Below are 22,332 nucleotides of genomic sequence, written 5' to 3'. Positions count from 1 at the left end.
TAGATTTATGACAGAAAAGACAATGATTCAATTTGAGCATGTGAGCAAAGTTTATGGTGATAAAACGGTTGTTAATGATATTAACTTAACCATTGAAAATGGCGAATTTATCACCATTTTGGGAACATCAGGTTCTGGTAAGACAACCATGCTAAAAATGATTAACAAGCTGATTGAACCAACGTCAGGGACGATTCTCTTTGCTGGGCAAGATATTGAGCAAATGGATTCCGTTAGCCTTCGTCGTCAGATTGGTTACGTTGTCCAACAAATCGGCTTATTTCCACATATGACGGTTGCTGAAAATATTGCAACTGTTCCCAAGTTATTGGGCTGGGATAAGGAACGTATTGAAAATCGTGTGGGAGAACTTTTAGATTTGGTGCAATTGCCTGCAGCGGATTACGGCGAACGTTATCCAAGTGAATTATCCGGTGGGCAGCAACAACGGATAGGTGTTGCGCGTGCTTTAGCTGCTGACCCTGATGTCATGTTATTTGATGAACCATTTGGTGCCATTGATGCCATTACTCGTAATGATTTACAAGAGGAATTGCAAGCGATTCATCAGAAATTAAATCAAAAGACATTTGTTTTTATCACTCACGATATTTATGAGGCATTTAAACTGGGAACACGCGTGGTTATCATGGATAATGGTACCATTTGCCAGTTTGACACACCAGAAAATATTATCAAAAATCCAGGAAATGAATTTGTCCAAAAATTGATAACAACCGCGCAGGAACAAGAAAAACTGTGGAGGGCTAGCTATGATTGATTATTTTAAGACATCTTCTGATAAGTTAATCACGGCGCTCATTGAACATATTGAATTGACGAGTTTTTCCCTACTGTTTGCTCTGCTATTTGCTAGTGTCATCACGGTGATTTTGCTGTTTTACCCTAAAATAAGGCAGGCTTCTGTTTACGTCTTATCACTATTGTACGCCATTCCGAGTTTTGCGCTGTTTACCTTGTTGATTCCCGTGACAGGTTTGGGGACGCGAACAGCCATAATAGCTTTGGTAATCTATGCGCAATATACGTTAGTTCGCACATTTTTAGCAGGATTGACACAAGTTGATGACAGTATTGTTGAAGCGGCGACTGGTATGGGGATGACAAGGTGGCAAATATTAGCAAAAATTCAGTTGCCATTGGCGCAATCCTCTATTTTTGCAGGATTACGTTTGGCAGCAAGTTCAATGATTGCTATCGCAACAATTGCCTCAACGATTAATGCAGGTGGTCTAGGTAGTATTTTGTTTGACGGACTCCGCACAATGAGTTTGCCTAAATTGCTTTGGGGTATCATTTTGACTGTTGCCCTAAGCTTATTAGTCAACCTCATCTTGTATCTTGTTGAAGAATTAGTCAAGAACGAAAGCGTGAGTTAATGCGTCTTGCAATAATAAGAACACAAACCAAGAAGTTGGGCATTTTGCTCAACTTTTTAGCTCTTAAAAATGCCCCTTTTAGCTTCTTATAAGGAATTTTGTTATAATGAAACTATCATCTAGTTAGGAAAAGTTATGACAGATATGATTTATGGAGAATATGCTGATTACCTGCCTTTGATTTTGGAGGACTTTAGTCAGCGTATTCGCAAGAAAAATGATGAGGTTAAAAAAGAGACTGGTTATAAGCTGTTTGAACATTTTATCGCTCGCGTTAAGACATCTGAAAGTATGACAGAGAAGTGTCAACGCAAAAATCTTCCAGTAACAACCGAGTCTGCTTTGAAAAAAGTGCGTGATAGTATTGGTCTGCGGATAGTATGTGGTTTTGTTGATGATATTTATACCTTAGTGGACCTTATCCGTTCTTTTGATGATTGCACCATTGTTGCTGAGAAAGATTACATCAAAAATGCGAAACCAAATGGCTATCGTTCTTACCATTTGATAGTAGAAGTTGTGACGCCTTATCCTGATTGTTTGGGAAATAAGCAGGGCTCATACTTTATTGAAATACAGCTTCGCACCATTGCTATGGATTCTTGGGCTAGTTTGGAACATCAAATGAAGTATAAGCATGATATTAAAGACCCAAAACGGATTGTCCGTGAGCTCAAACGCTGCGCAGATGAATTAGCGTCTTGTGATTTGACCATGCAAACCATTCGAAACCTCATTCAAGAAAGCTCCCAAGATTAAATGAACACGAGTTACGATAGGAGATAGCATATGAAAATATTAGTTGCAGAAGATGAAATTCAAATGAATCGTGTGTTGACTACGGCGTTAACCCATGAAGGTTATGATGTGGATTCGGTTTATGATGGACAGGCAGCTATTGATATGGCAAATGAAAATGCCTATGACGTTATGGTCATGGATATTATGATGCCTGTCAAATCTGGCATCGAAGCTGTGCAAGAAATTCGTCAAACAGGCAACCAGTCACACATTATTATGTTGACTGCTATGGCTGAAGTTGATGACCGTGTGACAGGCTTAGATGCTGGAGCAGATGATTATTTGACTAAACCCTTTTCATTAAAAGAACTATTAGCGCGTTTGCGGTCAATGTCACGTCGTGTGGATACCAATTTCACGTCTAATATTTTGACCGTTGGAACAGTTACTTTGAATGTTGGTGAACAGGAACTTGTCAGTCAAAACACCATTCGCCTAGCAGGTAAAGAATCTAAAATGCTGGAATTCTTCATGCTTAATGCAGGCAAGAAATTATCAACCGACCAAATTTTTAACCATGTTTGGGCAAATGACAAAGATGACCCAGAGATTGATAATGGCTATGTTTTTATCTACGTTTCCTACCTTCGTCAAAAATTGAAATCAATCGGCGCAAATGTAGTGATTGAGGGTGAGGAAATGGGTGATTATGAGTTGAAAGAATTGTAGGTGATGCCATGTTTCGAAAATTAAGGATTCGTTTTATTGCGATTGCCTCTTTAGCCATTCTGATTGTCTTGTTTTCAGTGGTTGGGGTGCTTAATTCTGCCCGTCATATTCAAACGGTAAATGAAATCAACAAGATTTTAACTTTGATTTCAGATAATGACGGAACGTTCCCAAGTGTTTCCAAGGCAACTAGTGAATTAGGCAACACGGTTTCTGTCGATACGCTCTTTCAATATCGGTATTTTAGTGCTGTTATTGATGAAGATGGAAATATCACTTCGTTAAATTCGAGCAATATTTCTGATTTGACCGATGAGCAAGTGGAGAGTTACCTGACTAAGATTAATAAATCAGGTGATACGAGCGGTGATTTTCGTTACAATAATCACACCTATTCTTATCTTGTAACGGATGAATCAGATGATTCGACATTGATTGTTGTCTTAGACGCAACAAATCAAGTTGAAGAAAATATGACACTGGTTCATCTTTCTTTATGGATGTCAGGGGTTAGTTTTGCCTTCTTTGTTCTCATGGTTTCTATTTTTTCTGGTAGGGTTATTGAGCCTTTTATCCGAAATTATGAGCGACAACGTCGTTTTATCACGAATGCTGGGCATGAATTAAAGACACCTTTGGCAATTATTTCGGCTAATAATGAATTGGTTGAGATGATGAACGGTGAATCAGAATGGACAAAAAGTACCAACGACCAAGTTGAACGTATGACTGGCTTGATTAATAGTTTGGTGGCTATGGCCCGTCTAGAGGAACAACCTGAAGTCGTGTTGACCGATTTGAATTTTTCAGCAATTGCTGAAGATGCTGCCGAGGACTTTAAAGGTCCTGTTATCAAAGACGGCAAGCAATTTGTCATGGAAATTCAACCTGATATTCATGTCAAAGCAGAAGAAAAATCACTTTTTGAATTGGTGACCCTTTTGGTTGATAATGCCAACAAATATTGTGATGCAGGAGGAACGGTTTCAGTTAAATTAAGCAAAGCTAATCGCCTCTCAAAAGCACGTTTGGAAATTTCCAATACCTACGCCGAAGGCAAGAATGTTGATTATAGCAAATTCTTTGAACGTTTTTACCGTGAAGATGAATCACATAATAACAAAAAATCAGGTTATGGTATCGGATTGTCAATGGCACAGACCATGGTCAAACTCTTCAAAGGAAGCATTAGCGTTTCTTATAGCGGAGATACCATTACATTCTTAGTAAGTTTGTAGGGGGAAAACTCCAAAGCTGATTTGCAAGTAAAGTAAGCAACACTCTAATAGCTTACTTTCTCCTGTTCAAAACTCGTTAACATCAACAAAAGACGATTTCCGTTTGGAAGTCGTCTTGTTTTACTATGTTGCTATATTGTATATAAACTCGTTTTCTGACTTACAAGCCCAATAAGCGTTTGACGTGTTCTGGGCTTTCATTTGGTCCGTAGTTGTTTGGAAAACGGTCAAGTGACTGGATTTGCTTGATGTCATCTGGTGTGAGTTCAAAATCAAAAATATCAAAATTTTCTTTCATGCGTTCTAAGTGAACGGATTTTGGAATGGTAAGGATATCGTTTTGAACTTGCCAACGTAGAATGACTTGTACCACAGCCTTGCCATGTTTTTCAGCTATGCTATTGAGCGTAGCGTCCTTAAAAATATTATCTTCTCCACGGTTGAAAGGGCTCCAAGCTTGGGTAGCTATGCCAAATTGGGCATTGGCAGCTTGAATGATAGGGTGTTGTTTGTAGGGGTGAAGCTCAATCTGGTTGAGTGCTGGCACAACTTCGGTATTGAGCGCAAAATCTGTTAAACGTCCAGTAGAGAAGTTAGAAACACCAATAGCACGGATATATCCTTCCTTATAAAGCTCAATCATCGCACGCCAAGCGCCATGAGTGTCACCATATGGTTGATGAATGAGATAAAGGTCAAGGTAATCAGTATCCAGTTTGCGTAGCGTTTCCTCAAAAGCCTTCTTCGTTTCGGTATAACCAAGGTGGTCAATCCAGACTTTACTAGTCAGAAAGACATCTTCACGTGAAAGACCAGAAGCTTTCACCGCACGCCCGACAGCTTCTTCATTTTTATAAATAGCGGCAGTATCAATTAAACGGTAGCCCACTTCAAGGGCGTTTTCGACTGATTCTTGGCATTGTGCTTGGTCGAAAATTTGCCAAACACCAAAGCCTAAAACAGGGATTTGGATACCATTATTTAACGTTTTAAAATGCATAATGTTTCCTCCTTAGCCTCATTTTAGCACAAAAGAAAGCAAAATAACGGTATGAAGATTGCTTTATCAGTTTGCTTCAGGAAATTCATTGAGGCTTTTCTTGATTTCTTGGATAAAGGCTGTTCCAATTTTTGAAACTTTTTTCTTTTTATTGGTCACATATCCAAGGGTATGTTTAGGACTATCTTGCAGAGGAATGAGGACAATTTGGTCACGAACGAAGCTATTTACAATTCCAAGACCAGAGGCGTAGGCGTCTGTTGCACAAAGTAAATTCATGACTGTTCCACGGTCATTGCTATAAAGCACGTGCTGTTCATCGTGAATTTGCAAGGCATCCTCGTCAAAATTCAAACCTGATTGTTCCTGACGGAAGCGAATTTGGTCGTAACCTTTTAAGTCGCTTTCAGAAATGACATCCTTATGTGCCAATGGGTGATTACGTCTAAGAAAGACACGTGTTGGAAAATCACCCAAAGACGTAAACTCCAAGTCTTGGTGTTCCAAGGAAGATTCCAAAATATGCTTATTTTCGTCATCCAGATAAATAATACCCAAATCAGCTTCAAAACGAGCAACACTTTCTAAGATTTTCTTAGTGGTCGTTTCAATCGTTTGAAATTCTTGATAATCTTGATTGAATTGTTGGGCAACCTTAGCCAACGGAATTGACAAGAAATCATAATGATGCGATGCTACCGTGAAACTCTTTTTAAATTGGTCATGGTAACGTTGCTCAAGCAAATCAAGCTCACCGATAATACGTTTGGCATATTTCAAAAAATCATAGCCATCTTCAGTTAAGCGCGTGCCTGTATTGGAACGTGTGAACAGTTGAACCCCTAATTCATTTTCTAAATCCTTAATAGAACTTGATAAATTGGGTTGAGTCATAAATAATTCCTTAGCTGCCTGACTAAAAGAACCTACACGAGCGACTGCTTCAACATAACGACATTGTTGAAAATTCATAAAACCTCATCCCTTCTTCATAATAGTTGTTGTCATTATAGCAAAAATAAGATTAAAAAATCAGTAAATTTCTGATAGAAAAAAATAAAGCCGTGATAAGATTTTTTTATAACCCGTCATTAGTTTTCTAGATTATAAGCAGATTTTATGGATAATAATAAAAAATTTAGATTATACGAATGAAAAGAGACGTGGTAAGATAGAATTACTAAAAATCTTGAAGGAAGACGTGTCTATGATAGTAACCGAAAAGCAGTTAAGAAACATTTCAATAGTAACACTAATAATTTTTGTCTTATCTCTTCTTATTTTTTTGAAAATATCTCCTTTTAACCAATTGATTTCTGATTACCAGAGCTCTGAAATCACGAAAGAAGATTTACAGTATCTTAATTGCTTAAAAAGTTTGACACATTTGCCTTGAAGATAAAAAGTCAGTCGAGAGAATATCTTGACTGGCTTTTTCTTTGTTTTTTGCTATAAGCAAATCTTATGGCTATTCATAAAAAATATAGATTTTTCAAGTATAAAAATGCATGATAGTATAATTGTCATACCAAAAGCAAAGGAGAAACAGATTATGACAACAAAGAGAGAATGGGTTTTAAAAGCATTTAAAAATGAAAAAGTCGACAAAGTTCCTGTCGGATTTTGGTATCATTTCACAACGGATGATGAAAGAGGCGACGGTTTTAATCCTGAGATTTTCAATAAAAATATCGCAGGACATAAGAAATTCGTTTCAGACGTCAATCCAGATTTTGTCAAGGTGATGAGTGACGGCTTCTTCACTTATCCTAATGAACAAATTCATCAAGGTGTCACTTCTATCAAAGAATTAGAAGGAATTGTCTCTATCGGTGAAAATCATCCTTGGATTACACAACAAGTTGAATTAGCCAAAGAAATACGTGAAGATTTCCCAGAAGATATTGCTTCTTTCTATAATATTTTTGCTCCTGTGACTTATTTGAAGTGGCAATTGGCAGGAAAAGGCGGCAATGGTGATGAAATCATTGAAAACTTTATCAAGGAAGATGCTGAGTTGACTAAAGAAGTTTTGGACGTGGTTGCTGGCGACATTGGCATCTTAACAAAACGTTTAATTAAAGAAGCAAGAGTTGACGGTATTTACCTCAGCGTTCAAAATTTGCAAGATTTACGTTCAAGCAAAGAAGAATACAACCAAGTGATTAAACCAGGTGAGCTTCACATTTTGAATCGTGCGATTTCTGCTGGTGGTACGAATATTCTTCACATCTGTGGTTATGAAGGCGCAACAAATGACATTACGTATTACACAGATTATCCCGCAGATGTCATTAACTGGGCAGTTGAATTGGAAGGTGTCAGCTTATCAGAAGGACGTCAATTGTTCGGTGGCAAAACAGTTCTTGGTGGCTTTGAAAATACTGAAAAAGGTTTATTGTACCTTGGCAGTAAAGAAGCTATTCAAGGAAAAGTCAAAGAATTGCTTGATGAAGCAGGACGTCAAGGCGTTGTGATTGGAGCAGATTGTACCGTACCAAGTGATATTTCGTCAGAACGTATTGATTGGGTGAAAGAAGCGGTTGCTTTATAAGTTTTTAGGAAAAGGAGTGGATTTATATGAGTAAGAAAAAATGGATTGTTGCTGGTGGAGTTGTTGTAGCGCTTGTTGCAGCGACAGTAATTGGACGTCAATTAACAGGTAAGACGACCGCAAGTGCTCAAAGCTCATCTGGCGATTCAGACAAGGTGACTACCCTTCAAGTCGCTCATACACAAAACTATGTGCCATACGATTATGTCGATGAAAATGGTGAAAGTGACGGATTTGAAGTTGCTGTTTTGAAGGCTGTCGATAAAAAATTGAAAAATTATAAATTCGAATACACAGGAACAAGTGACGAAGATTTGCTGATTGGTCTTGAATCTGGAAAATACGATATTGGTGTCAAAGGTGCATGGTACACCGCTGAACGTGCTGAAAAATTTGTGATTCCAGACGAAGCCATTGGTGCTAGTGTGATTGGCTTTGCCATTCGTAAAGAAGATGAATCAAAATACACAGATATCGATTCATTTGCTAATAGCGGTGGTAAACTCGTTCCAATTTCACCACAAAATGCTCAATATAATGTGATTCAAGAGTACAATAAAACAGCTAAAAATCCGATTGAATTGACAGAATCAGAAAGTTTCTCTGTTGCGGATGCCTATGCTTGGGTTCTTGAAGGACGTTACGATGCTTATTTCTCAATCAAGTTGTCATTTGAAGAAGCTGTTCAAGACGAAGATGGTGCTTATCATCAATATGCTGACCAATTAACATGGTTCCCATATAAAGGCATTGAAACTTATCCATTGATTCATAAAAATGCTACTAATGAAGCCTTTGCCAAAGAATATGATAAAGCTATTAAAGAGTTGAAAGAAGACGGCACAATCGCAAAACTTTCTGAAAAATACTTTGGAGAAGATGTCTTTAGTTACGTCACAGACTAGGAGGTGCCTATGGTTTCTTATGAACCGTCTCGTGTGATAACATTTCTTCCAGAAATCTTATCAGCTTTACCTCTGACTTTATGGGTTTTAGTATTGACCATTTTATTTGGAAGCCTGTTAGGACTGTTTTTGGCTTGGTCACAGTTGTCAGGTGAAAAAAGCTTATCCTCTTTTGCAAGAGGATATGTCTTTATTTTAAGATGTACGCCACCTATTGTGCTTATCTTTTTGGTTTTTTATGGTTTACCTCGTTTTTTAGAATGGTGGTTAGGCATCGATGTCAATGGTTGGTCTCGTTCAGTGTTTGTTATTTTAGCGATGACATTGTTGTTTGCAGCTAGTATCTCAGAAGTTTTTAAATCCTCTTATCAAGCACTTCCTAAAGGTCAATTAGAAGCAGGGCTTAGTATTGGTTTAACAGATTATCAGACATTTGTCAGAATCCTTTTGCCACAGGCGTTTCGGATTGCACTCCCCAATATCACGACAGCGATTATTAATCTATTAAAAGACATTGCTTTAGCCTATACGATTGGTCTGGTTGATTTAATGGGTGCTGGAAATTTGGTTATTTCACGAAATCTGGGCAATTATTCGCTTGAAACCTATACAGCGGTTGCCATTATTTACTGGGTTTTAGCGTTAATTTTAGCTGTTGGAACACATTTCATTGAAAATGAGTTAGACACGACACGAGGTTAAGGAGGGATTATGGATTTTTCTTACATTTTAGAAACATTTGTCAAAACTCTTTCTGGGATTCCAGTAACCTTGGGAATTATGGTTGTTTCCATTCTTTTGAGTTTCTTTCCAGCTCTTTTTCTAGCTTTAGGTCGCATTTATAAGGTGAAAGGTGTTACGGGATTTTCAGTTATTTATCTCGCCTTTATTCGTTCGACACCAGCTATTTTACTGATTTTATTTTTTTATAGTCTTTTTCCAAGTTTGATTAACCAGCTATTGAAAGCCACAGGTTTTAATATTTTTGACATTAATCCTATTTATTACGCTTACATTATTTTTGGGCTTATGACTACTGGAAGCCTATCTGAGATTATCCGCTCTGCCATTTTAACGGTTGATAAAGGACAGTTAGAAGCTGCACAGGCGATTGGGCTTTCGACCAGTCAAGCTTATATTAGAATAGTTTTTCCGCAAGCTATTCGTCAGGCGCTACCAAATCTTTGCAACTTGGTGATTAATCTCGTCAAGGGGACTTCTCTTGTTTTTGTGATGACGGTGAAAGATATCACGGCAATTGCTAAGATTGAAGCCGCTTATGGTTACCATTATTTTGAATCCTATTTTGTTATTTTCATTATTTATATTGTGATTTGTGGGCTTATTCAATACGGTTTTAAATTTTTAGAAAAACGTGCTCAAATTGTTTGAGGTCAAGTTAGGAGTTTTCTATGTTATCAGTTAAAAATATCGAAAAATCATTTGGAGATAAAAAAGTTTTAGACGGGATTAGTTTGACAGTCAATCAAGGTGATGTTGTTGTCATCTTGGGACCTTCTGGTTCAGGAAAAACAACTTTCTTGCGGTCTCTTAATTATCTTGAAAAAGCTGACGCTGGGGAGTTGATACTAGATGGCAAGACCTACGATTTGGCAAAAATCAGTCGCAAGGATGTCCTTGAAATTCGCAAAAAAACAGCCTTTGTTTTCCAAAATTATAATTTATTTGCTAACAAAACGGCTATTGAAAATATTTTGGAAGGATTAGTCATTGCTCGCAAGATTCCAAAAGAAGAAGCTATCCCAATTGCTGAAAATGCGCTGAAAAAAGTTGGGCTTTTAGAGAAAAAAGACTACTATCCTAGTCAATTGTCTGGTGGGCAACAGCAACGGATTGGAATTGCGCGTGCTATCGCTGTGAAACCTGATGTCATTTTATTTGACGAGCCGACATCTGCCCTTGACCCAGAATTGATTGGAGATGTTCTTGATGTCATGAAAGAATTAGCCCAAGAAGGGGTCACTATGGTAGTCGTCACTCACGAAATGAGCTTTGCGCGTGATGTGGCAACACATGTCATCTTTATGGAAGGCGGACACATTATCGAAGAAGGCGACCCAAAAGAATTCTTCAGCAAACCAAAAGAAGAACGCACCAAACAATTCTTAACCCGCATCATCCCAGAACTCAATATAGACCCAGTGATTTAAAAAGCATCGGTATGCCAACGTACCGATGTTTTTTGTGATAGATGAATATAAAAGAAATCTATGGCGGTCTATAAAAAAGATAGATTATGCAGACTTATGAGGTGGTGGTAAGATAGTTGTACTTAATAAAACCTTTAGGGGGAATGAGAATGAAGAAAAAAGTAAAATGGATTATTTCTATTATTGTAGTAGCGTTAGTAGGGCTATTGATTTTTGATAAAGTAACTAAAAATACTAGTGAAGCCAAGTCCGATTCTAGTGAAAAAATCACCGTTGTTGCGGCAACAAGTGGCTCGCCAAAACCCTTTACTTATGAGGAAGATGGTGAACTAACTGGACAAAATATTGAATTAATCAAAGCTGTTTTTGAAAAATTGCCTCAGTATAAATTAAAAATCGTCAAGGTTGAATTTTCATCTATTTTTTCTGGGCTAACTTCAGGACGCTATCAAATTGCAGTGAATAATTTAGCCAAAAACGCCGAACGTGAAAAAAATTATCTTTTTACAGATCCAATTTTTAAAAATTCTTACGTCGTTATTTTTAAAAACGGTAGCGATAAAGCCAAAACAGCCGATGAATGGTCAGATTTAGCTGGTTTATCAACGGTTGGGTCATCAGGTGTAAATTCAACAACAGCAATCGAAGAATATAATAAAGCAAATCCAGACAATACGATTGAACTCAATTATTCTTCTGAGGATTTAAAATCACAACTTGAAGGCGTTGAAAGTGGTAAATATGATTTTCTCGTTATGGATAAACCAATGTTTGAATACTATCAAAAAGAGTATAGCTTGGATTTAACGGGGAAAACGATTAGTGGAGACTTGTCAACAGCTTTAATGTCTGAACCATATAGTTATTTTGTTGTTGGAAAAGAAGAAACGCAACTAGCAGAGGATATTAATGCTGCTCTTAAAGAAGTCGTTGAGGACGGAACTTCTAAACAAATTAATGAAAAGTATTTTGATGAAGATTATTCACCAACTTATGATGATTAGGAGATTGTTATGACTTTTAAATATACGATTGAAACAGATTCGGATAAGGTGGATTTTCAACAAGTTGCTGATGTTTTGCATTCAGCAGGGCTTGCTAGCAATACAGATGTCAAACAAACTGAAAAGTCTTTTCGTAACAGCGACATTACTATTTATATCAAAGATGGAAATAAAGTGATTGGAGTTGGACGTGCTTTGACTGATTTTGTTTCGCAAGGAGCGATTTATAACGTTGCAGTTGCTGCAGATTATCAAGGACAGCACATTGGGCATACCATTATCACAACCTTATTAGAAAAACTAGCAGGAATTAATGTGATTCTTTATACACATCCACAAACACTCACTTTATATGAAAAATATGGTTTCCGTCGCAATAAAACAGCTTTTGCTCACTTTGATCATGGAACACCTGAGAGTTTACAATGGATGGAAGATGAAGGGTTCTTTTTACCAGAAAATTATCGCTTTGATAGTGAGAAAGGACGGTATTAGTATGAAAAAATTGTTAAAATCTCTTTTTATTTATGAAGATGACCCGCGTTCAATGATATATCGTTTAACAAGCTTACAAGCAAATGGTTATTTAGAAGATATTTCACTTTTATTCTTAGAAGAAATCGAAAGTGGGGAAAGACTATGACAACTAAATTTGTTAGCAAAGAAGTAGATGATTCAGGACATTTTAAACGCCAGAAAACCAGATTTACAACTCCTTTTGGAAAAGAAGAAGGTCAGTTACCTGTTGAGAAGAATCGTTATAGATTGATTGTTTCATATGCTTGCCCTTGGGCACACAGGCAATTAATTGCTCTTAAACTGTTGGGGTTAGAAAATGTTATTAGCGTAGGCGTTGTTAATCCTATTCGTCCTGTGGGGGTTAATCGGACAGATTGGGAGTTTAGTTTGGATAAAAATAATACTGACCCTGTCCTTGGTGTTCGTTATTTAAGTGAATTGTATTTAAAAACTGATTCTGCTTATCAGGGACGTTTTACTGTCCCAGCAGTAGTGGATTTGCAAACAAAAGAAGTTGTTAATAATGACTTTTATAATTTGCTGAAAATTTGGGAGACGGATTGGACACCATTTCATAGTACAGAAGCTCCTGACCTTTATCCAGAAGAATTGCGTGCTGATATTGATGCTTTAAATGAGATTATTTTTCATGACATTAACAACGGTGTTTACAAAGCAGGCTTTGCTACGAGTCAAAAAGCTTATGAAGAAGCTTATGATAAATTATTTCAACGGTTGGATGAATTGGAAGAAAGATTAGCACATAGTCGATATTTATTCGGTGAGCGATTAACGGACTCTGATATTCGACTTTACGTCTCTCTCGTGCGTTTTGACATTGCCTACTATAATGGTTTTCGCTGTAATCGCAATCGTTTAATTGATTTTCCTAATCTTTGGGGTTATGCGCGTGACCTTTATCAGCAAGAGGCTTTTAAAGAAACTACCAATTTTGACCATATCAAGAAACATTATCATTTAAGCGCTGTTGATAATCCTCATCAAATTTTACCAAAAGGTCCCGATTTGAGTATTTGGGATTTACCACATGACCGTGCTAGTCGTCACTATATTTAATTAAGGGAGAAATACTATGCCAAACTATACAAATCCTAATATCAAGCCAGTAGAAATAAAAATTCGTCCCGTTGAAACGAAAACAGAAATTGATGAACGCGGTGCTTTTCAACGCCAACCAAATCATTTTACAACACCATTTGGAGATGGTGAGGGCGAATTAAAAGCAGAAAAAGGGCGTTATCATTTATATTGGGCAAAAGGATGCCATTGGTCAAATCGTGCTTCTATTGTTCGAGAATTACTAGGTTTAGAAGATGCCATTTCTGTTACTATTGTTGGACATGATTACGAAGATCCAGAAAAACGCCGATATGGATGGGATTTTGCTGCTTACGAAAACCAAGTTGACCCAACAACAGGAGCCGAATTCTTATCTGAATTTTATTATCGTGCCGATCCAGACTATACTGGTCGTACAACTGTACCAGCTCTTGTAGATTTAGAAACTTATACAGTTGTTAATAATGATTATCATCGATTGACTAATTATTTAGAAGTTAACTTTAAACCATTCCAAAAAGTAAATGCCCCTAATCTCTACCCAGAAGAATTGCGTGCTGATATTGATAATTTGAATGATAATGTTCTTTTTCCATTTGTTAACAATGGCGTTTATCGAATGATGTTTGCACAATCCTTAGTTGCTTACGAGGAGGCATTCGATGATTTTTTCACAACTTTAGATGTGCTTGAAAAACGATTGGAGAATAATAGATTTTTATTTGGTGATTATGTTACAGATAGCGATGTGCGCTTTTTTGTCACCTTAGCACGCTTTGATACACATTACTACCGAAATTTAGGTCCAATCAAAAAACGAATTTCCGAGTACACTAATATTTGGGGCTATGCGCGTGATTTGTATGAAATTCCAGCCTTTAAACACAATACTTATTTTCATGATATAGCGCGTGGTTGGGATACCAAGAAAGAAAAATTATTTGTCGATTTCAACTCACGGTTCGCTGATGATATTGATTTCGATGCTATTTGGTCAACACCACAAAAACGCAAATACCTTTCAAAAACACCAGAACAAAAATTTTTGATTGATTGAGTTTGCGAGCATGGTTGATTGAAATTAAGAATTCAGTTCATAATTACAGTGTTAAAAGTGGCTAATAAATTGTACATTGAAATGATATAAGTTGGCTAATAGGAAGTCTGTTTTATAGCTTCATCGCTTTCTTCACCTCTAACCATTATTACTGACATAAACAAGCGAAGTTGAGTGCACTTTTCCAGCTTCGTTTGTTTTTTTATAGCGGCATTTATTTTCTAGTAAAAGTCGCTTTTTTTGTGGAACAATGATAAAATGGAGTGTAAACTAAAAATTGTAAGAGAAGAACATGACTAAGAAAATTGGCGTCGGTAAGGCGCATAGTAAGATTATTTGGATGGGTGAACATTCCGTTGTTTATGGCTATCCTGCCATTGCGATTCCGCTTCAAGGAATTGAGGTTGAATGTCATATTTATCCAGCTGAAGAAAAGATTCACTTTGATTTTTATGACACGTTATCAACTGCCGTTTATGCGGCGTTAGAGTACCTAAATCACACAGATGTTTCCATTACCTATGCGATTCGTTCTGAAATTCCACAAAAACGTGGCATGGGGTCATCAGCAGCGGTTTCTATCGCAGCTATCCGTGCTGTTTTTGATTATTTTGAGCAAAGCATTGATATGGATACTCTGGAAATTTTGGTGAATAAAGCAGAGATTATTGCACATTCAAATCCAAGTGGGCTTGATGCCAAGACTTGTTTGAGTGATAAAGCCATTACTTTTATCCGTAACATCGGTTTTAGTACCCTTGATTTAGATTTGGATGCTTATTTGGTTATTGCAGATACGGGAATTTATGGTAATACGCGTGAAGCTGTTGAGAAGGTTGCACAGGCAGAAGAGGCGAATTTACCACATCTGGCAGTCCTCGGTGATTTAACCGAAATTGTTCAAAAAGCTATTCAAGACAAAGATATTCAAAAAATTGGTTACATGATGACCAAAGCACACGCTCATTTACAAGCTATTGGTGTCAGCATTGACGTTGCCGACCAACTGGTTAAGCTTTCTTTGGAAAATGGTGCCCTTGGAGCCAAGATGAGTGGTGGCGGACTTGGAGGCTGTATTATTGCTCTTGCAAGTACCAAAGCTGACGCAGAAAAAATAAGTAACGCATTAAAAGAAGGAGGAGCGGTTCAAACGTGGATCGAAAAATTGTAACGGTAAAATCATATGCCAACATTGCTATTATCAAATACTGGGGGAAAGCTGACGCTGTCAAGATGATTCCAGCAACTAGCAGTATTTCTTTGACTCTGGAAAATATGTTTACCACAACAACTGTTTCTTTTTTACCACAATCGGTTGGTCATGATGAATTTTACATCAATGGTGTCTTGCAAGATGAAAAAGAACACGCAAAAATTTCTGCCATTATCGACCAATACCGTGGTGGACGTTCCGAATTTGTCAAAGTTGAAACTAGCAATAACATGCCAACCGCTGCAGGTTTATCATCAAGTTCAAGTGGACTTTCAGCGCTTGTAAAGGCTTGTAATGAACTTTTCGAAACTGGCTTAAATCAATCAGAGTTGGCACAAAAAGCCAAATTTGCTTCAGGGTCATCATCGCGTTCATTCTTTGGACCGATTGCTGCGTGGGATAAAGACAGCGGAGACATTTATCCAGTGCAAACTGATCTCAAATTAGCAATGATTATGCTTGTTTTAAGCGATAGCAAGAAACCAATTTCTAGTCGTGAAGGCATGAAACGCTGTGCTGAAACGTCAACAACTTTTGCGGATTGGGTCAAACAATCTGAGCAAGATTATAAGGATATGCTTGCTTATTTGAAAGCCAATGATTTTGAGAAAGTTGGAGAATTGACAGAACGCAATGCGCTTGCCATGCACGATACTAACACACACGCTAATCCACCATTCAATTATTTGACAGATGAGACTTATGCAGCTATGGATTTTGTTAAATCGCTGCGCGCTCAAGGTGAAAAATGCTATTTCACAATGGATGCAGGTCCAAATGTTAAAGTTCTTTGTTTGGAAGAAAATTTAGAGCGCTTAACAAAACGTTTTGAAGAAAACTATCGTGTGATTGCATCACGTACTAAGGTGTTACCAGATGAAAACGATTAGTGTGCAGACAGGTGGAAAGCTCTATATTGCAGGCGAATATGCCATACTAACCCCTGGGCAAACTGCTATTTTGAAAAATATTCCCATTCATATGACAGCGACAGTCAAAGAAGCCGAAAAAATTACCCTTTTTTCAGACATGTTTGACTACGCTACTGATATGACAGTAGATAAGAATTATGCGCTCATTCAGCAAACCATTGTAACTCTGGCTACTTACCTTGACAAATCTTTGCATAATTTACCAGCGTTTAAACTCGATATTACTGGAAAGTTAGAGCGTGACGGTAAGAAATTTGGCATTGGGTCAAGTGGTTCAGTGACGGTGTTAACGCTCAAAGCCTTGTCCGCATTTTATGAGCTAAATTTATCAGCAGATACCATTTTCAAGCTTGCTTCCTATACGCTTTTAAAACTGGGGGACAATGGTTCTATGGGCGATATAGCTTGTATTGCTTACGATGATTTGGTGGCTTTCACCTCTTTTGACCGTCAAAAAGTGTCAACGTGGATTGCAACAGAAGACATCAAAACTGTACTTGCTAAAGACTGGGGCTATCATATCGAAATCATCAAACCTGCGTTGGCATGTGATTTCTTGGTAGGCTGGACAAAACAACCGTCCATTTCAAAAGATATGATTAATTTAGTCAAATCAGCCATTACAAAAGCGTTTCTTGAGGATACAGAAAGAAATGTTCAAATCTGTAAGCAAGCCCTTCAAACGGGTGATAAGATGGCTGTTAAGGCAAGCCTGCAAAAAGTTAGTGATTTGTTGCTCGGTTTAAGCTCAGCTATTTACAATGACAAATTAAAGGCGTTGAAATCTGCTGAAAAAGGTTTAGATGTCATTGCAAAATCATCTGGCTCAGGCGGCGGCGACTGTGGTATTGCAATATCATTCTCAGAAAGCGACAGCCACGAACTCGCCCAACGTTGGCAGAAAGCTGGTATTGAAATACTATATCAAGAAAGATTAAGTGATGAAAGATAAATTAAGTTTAGTCAGACCAATTTGGATTGAGGTAACCAAGAATGATTAATCGCAAAGATGAACACATTAAGTATGCTTTAAAATATCAATCTCCTTATAATTCTTTTGACGATATGGAGTTGATTCATCATTCTTTTCCTGATTATGATTTAAGTGAGATTGATTTGCATACCCATTTTGCGGGGCGTGATTTTGAGTTTCCTTTTTATATCAATGCCATGACGGGCGGTTCAGAAAAAGGCAGAGCTGTTAATCAAAAATTGGCTCAAATTGCACAAGCAACGGGGCTTGTCATGGTTACAGGCTCTTATAGTGCTGCGCTGAAAAATCCACATGATGATTCTTATCCTAGCAAAGAAGAATTTCCAGAGTTGCTGCTAGCGACCAATATCGGAATTGATAAACCTTATGAATTAGGGCTACAAACCATTCACGAAATGCAACCTATTTTTCTCCAAGTTCATGTCAACCTAATGCAAGAGCTTTTAATGCCAGAAGGTGAACGTGAGTTCCGCCAATGGAAAGAAAATCTCGCCGATTATGCCACAAAGATGCCAGTTCCTGTCATTCTTAAAGAAGTCGGCTTTGGCATGGATTTGAAAACAATTGAAATGGCTCACAAGTTAGGCATTAAAACTGTCGATATTTCAGGACGTGGTGGCACAAGTTTTGCCTATATTGAAAATCAACGTGGGCATAATCGTTCTTATCTCGATGAGTGGGGACAAAGCACGGTTCAAACGCTGTTGAATGCTCAGCCGATGATTGATAAGATTGAAATCTTGGCATCTGGCGGCGTTCGTCATCCTTTGGATATTGTAAAATGCTTGGTTTTAGGAGCAAAAGCGGTAGGATTATCGCGAGCAATCCTAAAACTAGTCGAAAAATATTCCGTTGAAGAAGTCATCACAATCATTAATGGCTGGAAAGACGACTTGCGTCTCATCATGTGTGCTCTGAATTGCAAAACAATTGCCGAACTTAGACAGGTAGATTATCTCCTATACGGAAAATTAAACGAAGCAAACCAAAAACGCTGATTCTTTTGAATCAACGTTTTTTATATATTACTAAATTTATCACAACATGTAATAAACAATGGCAATGTAATGTAGCACTGAAGCTAGTAAAATGAAGAGGTGCCAAATCATGTGGTCGTAAGGACGTTTTCTAGCGTAGAAGATTGCTCCGATAGTATATGAAAGACCACCAGCAAGCATTAGTAGCCAGAAAGCAACGCCAGTTTTACTAACAATGCTTGGAATAATGAAAATCACTAACCAGCCCATAAGCAAGTAGAGAAAGAGTGAGAATTTTTCATTAATCTTCTTGGCAAAAATTTTATATAAAATACCAAAAATAGTTGCGCCCCATTGCAAGATAATAATAACGTATCCGAGCCAGCCACCTACTAAAGAGAGAGCGACAGGAGTGTAAGACCCTGCAATAGCAATGTAAATCATACTGTGGTCGATAATCCGCAAAATGAATTTCTGCGGTGAATCATATTGCATAGAATGATAAATTGTCGATGATAGAAACATCAAGAAAAGGCTAATATCAAAGATAGACATGCCGACAGCTGCTTCTATACCATAATGTTGATAACTATAAATGGCAGTGATAGGAAGCAGGACAAGCATTGCCACAGCTCCAACAGCGTGAGTGACACTATTTGCGACTTCTTCGCCGAATGAAAGACGTTTACTTAATTTCATAGTCATGCTAGCATTCATCTTTTTCTCCTTCTAATTCTTGAACTAATTGGTGAGTTTGGTAATACAGCTGCAATGTTTGACAAGCTGAAACGACAACAGGAGGTAAGTCGTCTATCTTTTCACCATTCATGCAAGCAACAAAATCATCATAACGTTTTTGTGATTGGTTGTCCGCTGTCAAAATTGCCAATGTTTGGCTAATTTCTTGAATGGAAAAGACGTTTTTTAAACTTGTAATGACAATTAATCGTGCCACCTGCTTACGACTGTATTTTTTCTTAATCGGCTTTTCGAGATGCCCATGTTTAACATAATTGTTAATCATAGAAGCCGTTAATCCTTTTTCGTTTTGATGATTGGCTTCGCCGATTTGGTTGACATACAGCAGTACCTGATCTAAATATAAATCTATATCTGGTAATTCAGACCATTTTGGATAAGACATTGTCATAAAGTTTTATTTACCTCTTTATCTAGTATCGATAACTAGATTATATAATCTCTAAAAAATATTGTCAAGAAAAAACCTTCATTTTGGAGAAATAATGTCAAAAAAATCAGAAAACTTAATCTTTTTCGTTCAATTACAGTTATAAAAAAGCGTCTGGGAGGTTCCAGACGCTTTATCTATTTCAGATTTTTTAGAATTGTTTTGGCAGTTTCTAAATTCATATGTGGTGCTTGCAAGAGTTGTTGAACCACTTTGCCAACTTCGTTTTCAGTGGCACCAGCAAGAAGTGCTAATGATTTGGCTTGCAATTTCATGTGTCCTGCCTGAATACCAGTAGAAGTCAATGCTTTCACGGCAGCGAAATTTTGTGCTAGCCCAACAGAAACAATGATTTTTGCAAGTGTTTGTGCATCTGGATGCCCTAATAGTTCGTGAGCGATTTTAACGGTTGGGTTAAGTCCGATAGAACCACCGCGTGTTGCGATTGGCATTGGGAGCGTTAATTGACCGCGAAGCACTTGTTGTTCTTTATCAAATGACCAAGTTGCTAAACCACGGTATTGTCCGTCTTTGCAAGCATAGGCGTTAGCGCCTGCTTCGATAGCTCGCCAGTCATTTCCAGTTGCCAAGACAACGGCATCTATACCATTAAAAATCCCTTTATTATGCGTGGTAGCACGATAAACATCAACTTGAGCAAGTTTGCTTGCCAGTTCAAATTTTTGAGCCAACTCATGAGCTTCCTCTTTGTTGCGGCTGAGGTAGCGAAGGTCAACTTGACATTCGGCGGTAACCAGCGCCTGCGTTGCATAGTTTGAAAGAATTGCCATTAGAGTTTTTCCGCCAGAAAGTTCTTCCAGACTAGGCACTAAAGCCTCCATCATGGTGTTGACCATATTGGCTCCCATAGCTTCTTGTGTATCAACCGTCAAGTAAACGATCAGAAACTCATCTTTTTCTTCCATAGTCAATTCTCTAGCGCCGCCACCACGTTTTACGATAGAAGGGTGAGCTTCATTGGCTAAAGTCAATAGCTGCGCAGAATGATTCAGGATAGTTTCTTTTGCGATAGCTTTGTCTACCACATCATAAAGGGCAACTTGGCCAATCATTTTTCGAGAATGAACTTTGGTCTTAAAACCACCTGAACGTTTGATGATTTTAGCTGCAAAACTAGCCGCCGCTACCACTGAAGGTTCTTCAGTTACCATTGGAACGTTGAAAGTAGCACCATCAACCTGAAAATCAGGAGCAACCGAAAACGGCAAAGAGAAAGTTCCCAAAACATTCTCTGTTAGCTGATTGGCTGTTTCAAGCGATAGCAAGGTATTTTCTTTTAAGTCATTAAGTGTTTCAGTGCTTAAAAGATGATTATTTTCCAAATGTTCAAGACGTTCAGTTATTGTTTTTTTGGAGAATCCACTCCAGTTAACTTTAGTCGATTTCGTTTGTTTTTCCATAAATTCTTTCGTGTCCACGAATTTCTTTGAGGGCAAATGTTCCAGTTTTGTAATTTGCAAAAGAAGCATTGCCGTCAGCATCTAAAACAGGTTCTTCAAAGAAGATTCTTTCGTAATCTTCAACAGAAAGAGCAATACGTTGTTTGAGTTCTTGAAGTCGGCTATTTTTAAGCTTGTCTTTGAAACCTTCAACCAATGTTCCAGTGAAAATTTCAGCAACTGCGCCACTTCCATAGCTGAAGAAGGCGATATCGTCACCACCTACCAAGTTTTCACTATTTTCAAGAAGTGAAAGGAGTCCAAGGAAGAGTGAACCAGTGTACATATTTCCGACTTGTTTACTATAAAGGATAGAGCTTTCAAAATTAGCTTTAAGTTTTTTTTGCAAATCAGCTGGCAATGTTTTATCCATAATTTTATTAAAGCCTTTAAGGGCTAATTTTGGAAATGGTAAGTGGAAACAGAAAGCTGAAAAATCAGAAAGTGATGTATTAAAGCGTTTTTGAAATTCTGCCCATGTTGTTTTCAACATATCAAGGTATTGTTTGGTTGAATAAATACCATTGACATAAGGCGTTGTTGAATAATTAGGACGCCAGAAGTCCATAATGTCGCGTGTTTGAGCAACAGAATTATCATTTAAGAGCAAAATTTGTGGGTCTTGTGAGATAAGCATGGCAATGCTACCAGCACCTTGCGTTGGTTCCCCTGAAGTGTGGGCCCCGTAACGAGCAATGTCAGAAGCAATAACGAGGACTTTTGATTCTGGGTGTTTTTCAACGTGTAAGCGAGCGTAATCAAGCGCTGCTGTCGCACTGTAACAAGCTTCTTTCATCTCGATACTACGTGCAAAAGGTTGAATTCCCAAAAGGTTGTGAATACAAGTTGCTGCCGCTTTACTTTGGTCAACAGATGATTCTGTCGCAACGATAACCATATCAATGGCTTCTTTGTCATCATCAGTAAGAATGCTGTCAGCAGCAGAAGCACCAAGAGTTACAATGTCATCATTGACAGGTGCAATACTAAGCGTTCTTAACAGCAAACCTTTGCTGTATTTTTCAGGATCAACTTGACGACTTTCAGCTAAATCATCCATGTTTAGCATATATTGTGATGTCGCAAACCCGATTTTATCAATACCGATTTTCATGAATAAACCTTTCTGAATGATTGAACTCACCTGATACTACAATGTTTACGAGTAC

The 22,332-nt window shown here is 37.8% G+C and carries 25 protein-coding genes; 19 read left to right on the top strand and 6 right to left on the bottom strand.

What is annotated here, in order from left to right; genetic code table 11:
- Window positions 1–7 precede the first annotated feature (7 nt).
- The 5 genes from BTR42_RS07020 (at window position 8) to BTR42_RS07000 (ending at window position 4,108) form a co-directional block, all read left to right on the top strand.
- Window positions 8–781: an ABC transporter ATP-binding protein gene (locus tag BTR42_RS07020; RefSeq protein ID WP_009854387.1), complete on the top strand. Its 774-nt coding sequence runs from the start codon at window positions 8–10 to the stop codon at window positions 779–781.
- On the top strand, window positions 774–1,400 hold the full coding sequence (locus BTR42_RS07015) for an ABC transporter permease (RefSeq protein ID WP_009854386.1): 627 nt from the start codon (window positions 774–776) through the stop codon (window positions 1,398–1,400). The genes BTR42_RS07020 and BTR42_RS07015 overlap by 8 nt, the downstream gene beginning before the upstream one ends.
- A gap of 135 nt (window positions 1,401–1,535) precedes the next feature.
- Window positions 1,536–2,159 (top strand): GTP pyrophosphokinase, encoded by a 624-nt coding sequence (locus BTR42_RS07010; protein WP_009854385.1) that lies wholly within the window; start codon window positions 1,536–1,538, stop codon window positions 2,157–2,159.
- Between the two features lie 30 nt (window positions 2,160–2,189).
- Complete coding sequence (locus BTR42_RS07005) at window positions 2,190–2,870, top strand: response regulator transcription factor (protein WP_009854384.1); 681 nt, start codon at window positions 2,190–2,192, stop codon at window positions 2,868–2,870.
- Window positions 2,871–2,878: 8 nt separating this feature from the next.
- On the top strand, window positions 2,879–4,108 hold the full coding sequence (locus BTR42_RS07000) for a sensor histidine kinase (protein WP_009854383.1): 1,230 nt from the start codon (window positions 2,879–2,881) through the stop codon (window positions 4,106–4,108).
- Window positions 4,109–4,268: 160 nt separating this feature from the next.
- Here BTR42_RS07000 and BTR42_RS06995 read toward each other — a convergent pair whose 3' ends face one another.
- Both BTR42_RS06995 and BTR42_RS06990 read right to left on the bottom strand, forming a co-directional pair.
- Window positions 4,269–5,108 (bottom strand): aldo/keto reductase, encoded by an 840-nt coding sequence (locus tag BTR42_RS06995; protein WP_009854382.1) that lies wholly within the window; start codon window positions 5,106–5,108, stop codon window positions 4,269–4,271.
- 66 nt (window positions 5,109–5,174) lie between these two features.
- The gene (locus tag BTR42_RS06990; RefSeq protein WP_009854381.1) at window positions 5,175–6,080 is read right to left on the bottom strand and encodes a LysR family transcriptional regulator; all 906 of its coding nucleotides are present in this window, start codon (window positions 6,078–6,080) and stop codon (window positions 5,175–5,177) included.
- 577 nt (window positions 6,081–6,657) lie between these two features.
- Between BTR42_RS06990 and BTR42_RS06980 the strand changes: the two genes are divergently transcribed.
- The 14 genes from BTR42_RS06980 to fni all read left to right on the top strand — a co-directional run bounded on the left by BTR42_RS06980 (window position 6,658) and on the right by fni (window position 18,535).
- Window positions 6,658–7,662, top strand: coding sequence for a uroporphyrinogen decarboxylase family protein (locus tag BTR42_RS06980; protein WP_174564816.1), 1,005 nt, complete (start codon window positions 6,658–6,660; stop codon window positions 7,660–7,662).
- A gap of 26 nt (window positions 7,663–7,688) precedes the next feature.
- Window positions 7,689–8,567 carry a transporter substrate-binding domain-containing protein gene (locus tag BTR42_RS06975; RefSeq protein WP_009854378.1) on the top strand — a complete coding sequence of 293 codons (879 nt, stop codon included), beginning with the start codon at window positions 7,689–7,691 and terminating at the stop codon, window positions 8,565–8,567.
- 9 nt (window positions 8,568–8,576) lie between these two features.
- On the top strand, window positions 8,577–9,269 hold the full coding sequence (locus BTR42_RS06970) for an amino acid ABC transporter permease (RefSeq protein ID WP_009854377.1): 693 nt from the start codon (window positions 8,577–8,579) through the stop codon (window positions 9,267–9,269).
- Window positions 9,270–9,278: 9 nt separating this feature from the next.
- Entirely contained in the window at window positions 9,279–9,959 is a 681-nt protein-coding gene (locus BTR42_RS06965; protein WP_009854376.1) for an amino acid ABC transporter permease, read from the top strand.
- Window positions 9,960–9,979: 20 nt separating this feature from the next.
- Window positions 9,980–10,738: an amino acid ABC transporter ATP-binding protein gene (locus tag BTR42_RS06960; protein WP_009854375.1), complete on the top strand. Its 759-nt coding sequence runs from the start codon at window positions 9,980–9,982 to the stop codon at window positions 10,736–10,738.
- A 149-nt stretch (window positions 10,739–10,887) separates the two neighbouring features.
- A complete protein-coding gene (locus BTR42_RS06955; RefSeq protein WP_013643175.1) occupies window positions 10,888–11,742 on the top strand; it encodes a transporter substrate-binding domain-containing protein in 855 nt (284 codons plus the stop codon).
- 9 nt (window positions 11,743–11,751) lie between these two features.
- Window positions 11,752–12,237 (top strand): GNAT family N-acetyltransferase, encoded by a 486-nt coding sequence (locus tag BTR42_RS06950; RefSeq protein WP_009854373.1) that lies wholly within the window; start codon window positions 11,752–11,754, stop codon window positions 12,235–12,237.
- 1 nt (window position 12,238) lies between these two features.
- On the top strand, window positions 12,239–12,385 hold the full coding sequence (locus tag BTR42_RS06945) for a hypothetical protein (RefSeq protein ID WP_009854372.1): 147 nt from the start codon (window positions 12,239–12,241) through the stop codon (window positions 12,383–12,385).
- On the top strand, window positions 12,382–13,338 hold the full coding sequence (locus tag BTR42_RS06940) for a glutathione S-transferase family protein (RefSeq protein ID WP_009854371.1): 957 nt from the start codon (window positions 12,382–12,384) through the stop codon (window positions 13,336–13,338). Before BTR42_RS06945 ends, BTR42_RS06940 begins: the two co-directional genes overlap by 4 nt.
- 16 nt (window positions 13,339–13,354) lie before the next feature.
- The gene (locus BTR42_RS06935) at window positions 13,355–14,398 is read left to right on the top strand and encodes a glutathione S-transferase C-terminal domain-containing protein (protein ID WP_009854370.1); all 1,044 of its coding nucleotides are present in this window, start codon (window positions 13,355–13,357) and stop codon (window positions 14,396–14,398) included.
- A gap of 292 nt (window positions 14,399–14,690) precedes the next feature.
- Window positions 14,691–15,569 carry a mevalonate kinase gene (mvk, locus tag BTR42_RS06930; protein ID WP_009854369.1) on the top strand — a complete coding sequence of 293 codons (879 nt, stop codon included), beginning with the start codon at window positions 14,691–14,693 and terminating at the stop codon, window positions 15,567–15,569.
- Complete coding sequence (mvaD, locus tag BTR42_RS06925; RefSeq protein WP_009854368.1) at window positions 15,551–16,501, top strand: diphosphomevalonate decarboxylase; 951 nt, start codon at window positions 15,551–15,553, stop codon at window positions 16,499–16,501. Before mvk ends, mvaD begins: the two co-directional genes overlap by 19 nt.
- Window positions 16,488–17,495: a phosphomevalonate kinase gene (locus tag BTR42_RS06920; protein WP_009854367.1), complete on the top strand. Its 1,008-nt coding sequence runs from the start codon at window positions 16,488–16,490 to the stop codon at window positions 17,493–17,495. Before mvaD ends, BTR42_RS06920 begins: the two co-directional genes overlap by 14 nt.
- Window positions 17,496–17,536: 41 nt before the next feature.
- A complete protein-coding gene (fni, locus tag BTR42_RS06915; protein ID WP_009854366.1) occupies window positions 17,537–18,535 on the top strand; it encodes a type 2 isopentenyl-diphosphate Delta-isomerase in 999 nt (332 codons plus the stop codon).
- Window positions 18,536–18,574: 39 nt separating this feature from the next.
- Here fni and trhA read toward each other — a convergent pair whose 3' ends face one another.
- From trhA to BTR42_RS06895, 4 genes are all read right to left on the bottom strand, one after another.
- Window positions 18,575–19,231 (bottom strand): PAQR family membrane homeostasis protein TrhA, encoded by a 657-nt coding sequence (gene trhA, locus BTR42_RS06910; RefSeq protein WP_009854365.1) that lies wholly within the window; start codon window positions 19,229–19,231, stop codon window positions 18,575–18,577.
- Window positions 19,221–19,664 carry a DUF1836 domain-containing protein gene (locus BTR42_RS06905; protein ID WP_003065202.1) on the bottom strand — a complete coding sequence of 148 codons (444 nt, stop codon included), beginning with the start codon at window positions 19,662–19,664 and terminating at the stop codon, window positions 19,221–19,223. Before BTR42_RS06905 ends, trhA begins: the two co-directional genes overlap by 11 nt.
- Before the next feature lie 176 nt (window positions 19,665–19,840).
- Complete coding sequence (locus tag BTR42_RS06900) at window positions 19,841–21,124, bottom strand: hydroxymethylglutaryl-CoA reductase, degradative (protein ID WP_009854364.1); 1,284 nt, start codon at window positions 21,122–21,124, stop codon at window positions 19,841–19,843.
- Window positions 21,099–22,277: a hydroxymethylglutaryl-CoA synthase gene (locus tag BTR42_RS06895; protein WP_009854363.1), complete on the bottom strand. Its 1,179-nt coding sequence runs from the start codon at window positions 22,275–22,277 to the stop codon at window positions 21,099–21,101. The genes BTR42_RS06900 and BTR42_RS06895 overlap by 26 nt, the downstream gene beginning before the upstream one ends.
- Between the last annotated feature and the right edge of the window lie 55 nt (window positions 22,278–22,332).

Origin of the sequence: Streptococcus gallolyticus subsp. gallolyticus DSM 16831 (assembly GCF_002000985.1) — a bacterium.
GTDB classification, from domain to species: domain Bacteria; phylum Bacillota; class Bacilli; order Lactobacillales; family Streptococcaceae; genus Streptococcus; species Streptococcus gallolyticus.
Note: the sequence above shows the minus strand (reverse complement) of the source record. Positions and strands in the feature narration are given on the sequence as shown.

Coding starts and splice junctions, on each gene's coding strand:
- BTR42_RS07020 (WP_009854387.1), top strand. CDS start 8: ATGACAGAAAAGACAATGATTCAATTTGAGCATGTGAGCAAAGTTTAT.
- BTR42_RS07015 (WP_009854386.1), top strand. CDS start 774: ATGATTGATTATTTTAAGACATCTTCTGATAAGTTAATCACGGCGCTC.
- BTR42_RS07010 (WP_009854385.1), top strand. CDS start 1,536: ATGACAGATATGATTTATGGAGAATATGCTGATTACCTGCCTTTGATT.
- BTR42_RS07005 (WP_009854384.1), top strand. CDS start 2,190: ATGAAAATATTAGTTGCAGAAGATGAAATTCAAATGAATCGTGTGTTG.
- BTR42_RS07000 (WP_009854383.1), top strand. CDS start 2,879: ATGTTTCGAAAATTAAGGATTCGTTTTATTGCGATTGCCTCTTTAGCC.
- BTR42_RS06995 (WP_009854382.1), bottom strand. CDS start 5,108: ATGCATTTTAAAACGTTAAATAATGGTATCCAAATCCCTGTTTTAGGC.
- BTR42_RS06990 (WP_009854381.1), bottom strand. CDS start 6,080: ATGAATTTTCAACAATGTCGTTATGTTGAAGCAGTCGCTCGTGTAGGT.
- BTR42_RS06975 (WP_009854378.1), top strand. CDS start 7,689: ATGAGTAAGAAAAAATGGATTGTTGCTGGTGGAGTTGTTGTAGCGCTT.
- BTR42_RS06970 (WP_009854377.1), top strand. CDS start 8,577: ATGGTTTCTTATGAACCGTCTCGTGTGATAACATTTCTTCCAGAAATC.
- BTR42_RS06965 (WP_009854376.1), top strand. CDS start 9,279: ATGGATTTTTCTTACATTTTAGAAACATTTGTCAAAACTCTTTCTGGG.
- BTR42_RS06960 (WP_009854375.1), top strand. CDS start 9,980: ATGTTATCAGTTAAAAATATCGAAAAATCATTTGGAGATAAAAAAGTT.
- BTR42_RS06955 (WP_013643175.1), top strand. CDS start 10,888: ATGAAGAAAAAAGTAAAATGGATTATTTCTATTATTGTAGTAGCGTTA.
- BTR42_RS06950 (WP_009854373.1), top strand. CDS start 11,752: ATGACTTTTAAATATACGATTGAAACAGATTCGGATAAGGTGGATTTT.
- BTR42_RS06945 (WP_009854372.1), top strand. CDS start 12,239: ATGAAAAAATTGTTAAAATCTCTTTTTATTTATGAAGATGACCCGCGT.
- BTR42_RS06940 (WP_009854371.1), top strand. CDS start 12,382: ATGACAACTAAATTTGTTAGCAAAGAAGTAGATGATTCAGGACATTTT.
- BTR42_RS06935 (WP_009854370.1), top strand. CDS start 13,355: ATGCCAAACTATACAAATCCTAATATCAAGCCAGTAGAAATAAAAATT.
- mvk (WP_009854369.1), top strand. CDS start 14,691: ATGACTAAGAAAATTGGCGTCGGTAAGGCGCATAGTAAGATTATTTGG.
- BTR42_RS06920 (WP_009854367.1), top strand. CDS start 16,488: ATGAAAACGATTAGTGTGCAGACAGGTGGAAAGCTCTATATTGCAGGC.
- fni (WP_009854366.1), top strand. CDS start 17,537: ATGATTAATCGCAAAGATGAACACATTAAGTATGCTTTAAAATATCAA.
- trhA (WP_009854365.1), bottom strand. CDS start 19,231: ATGAATGCTAGCATGACTATGAAATTAAGTAAACGTCTTTCATTCGGC.
- BTR42_RS06905 (WP_003065202.1), bottom strand. CDS start 19,664: ATGACAATGTCTTATCCAAAATGGTCTGAATTACCAGATATAGATTTA.
- BTR42_RS06900 (WP_009854364.1), bottom strand. CDS start 21,124: ATGGAAAAACAAACGAAATCGACTAAAGTTAACTGGAGTGGATTCTCC.
- BTR42_RS06895 (WP_009854363.1), bottom strand. CDS start 22,277: ATGAAAATCGGTATTGATAAAATCGGGTTTGCGACATCACAATATATG.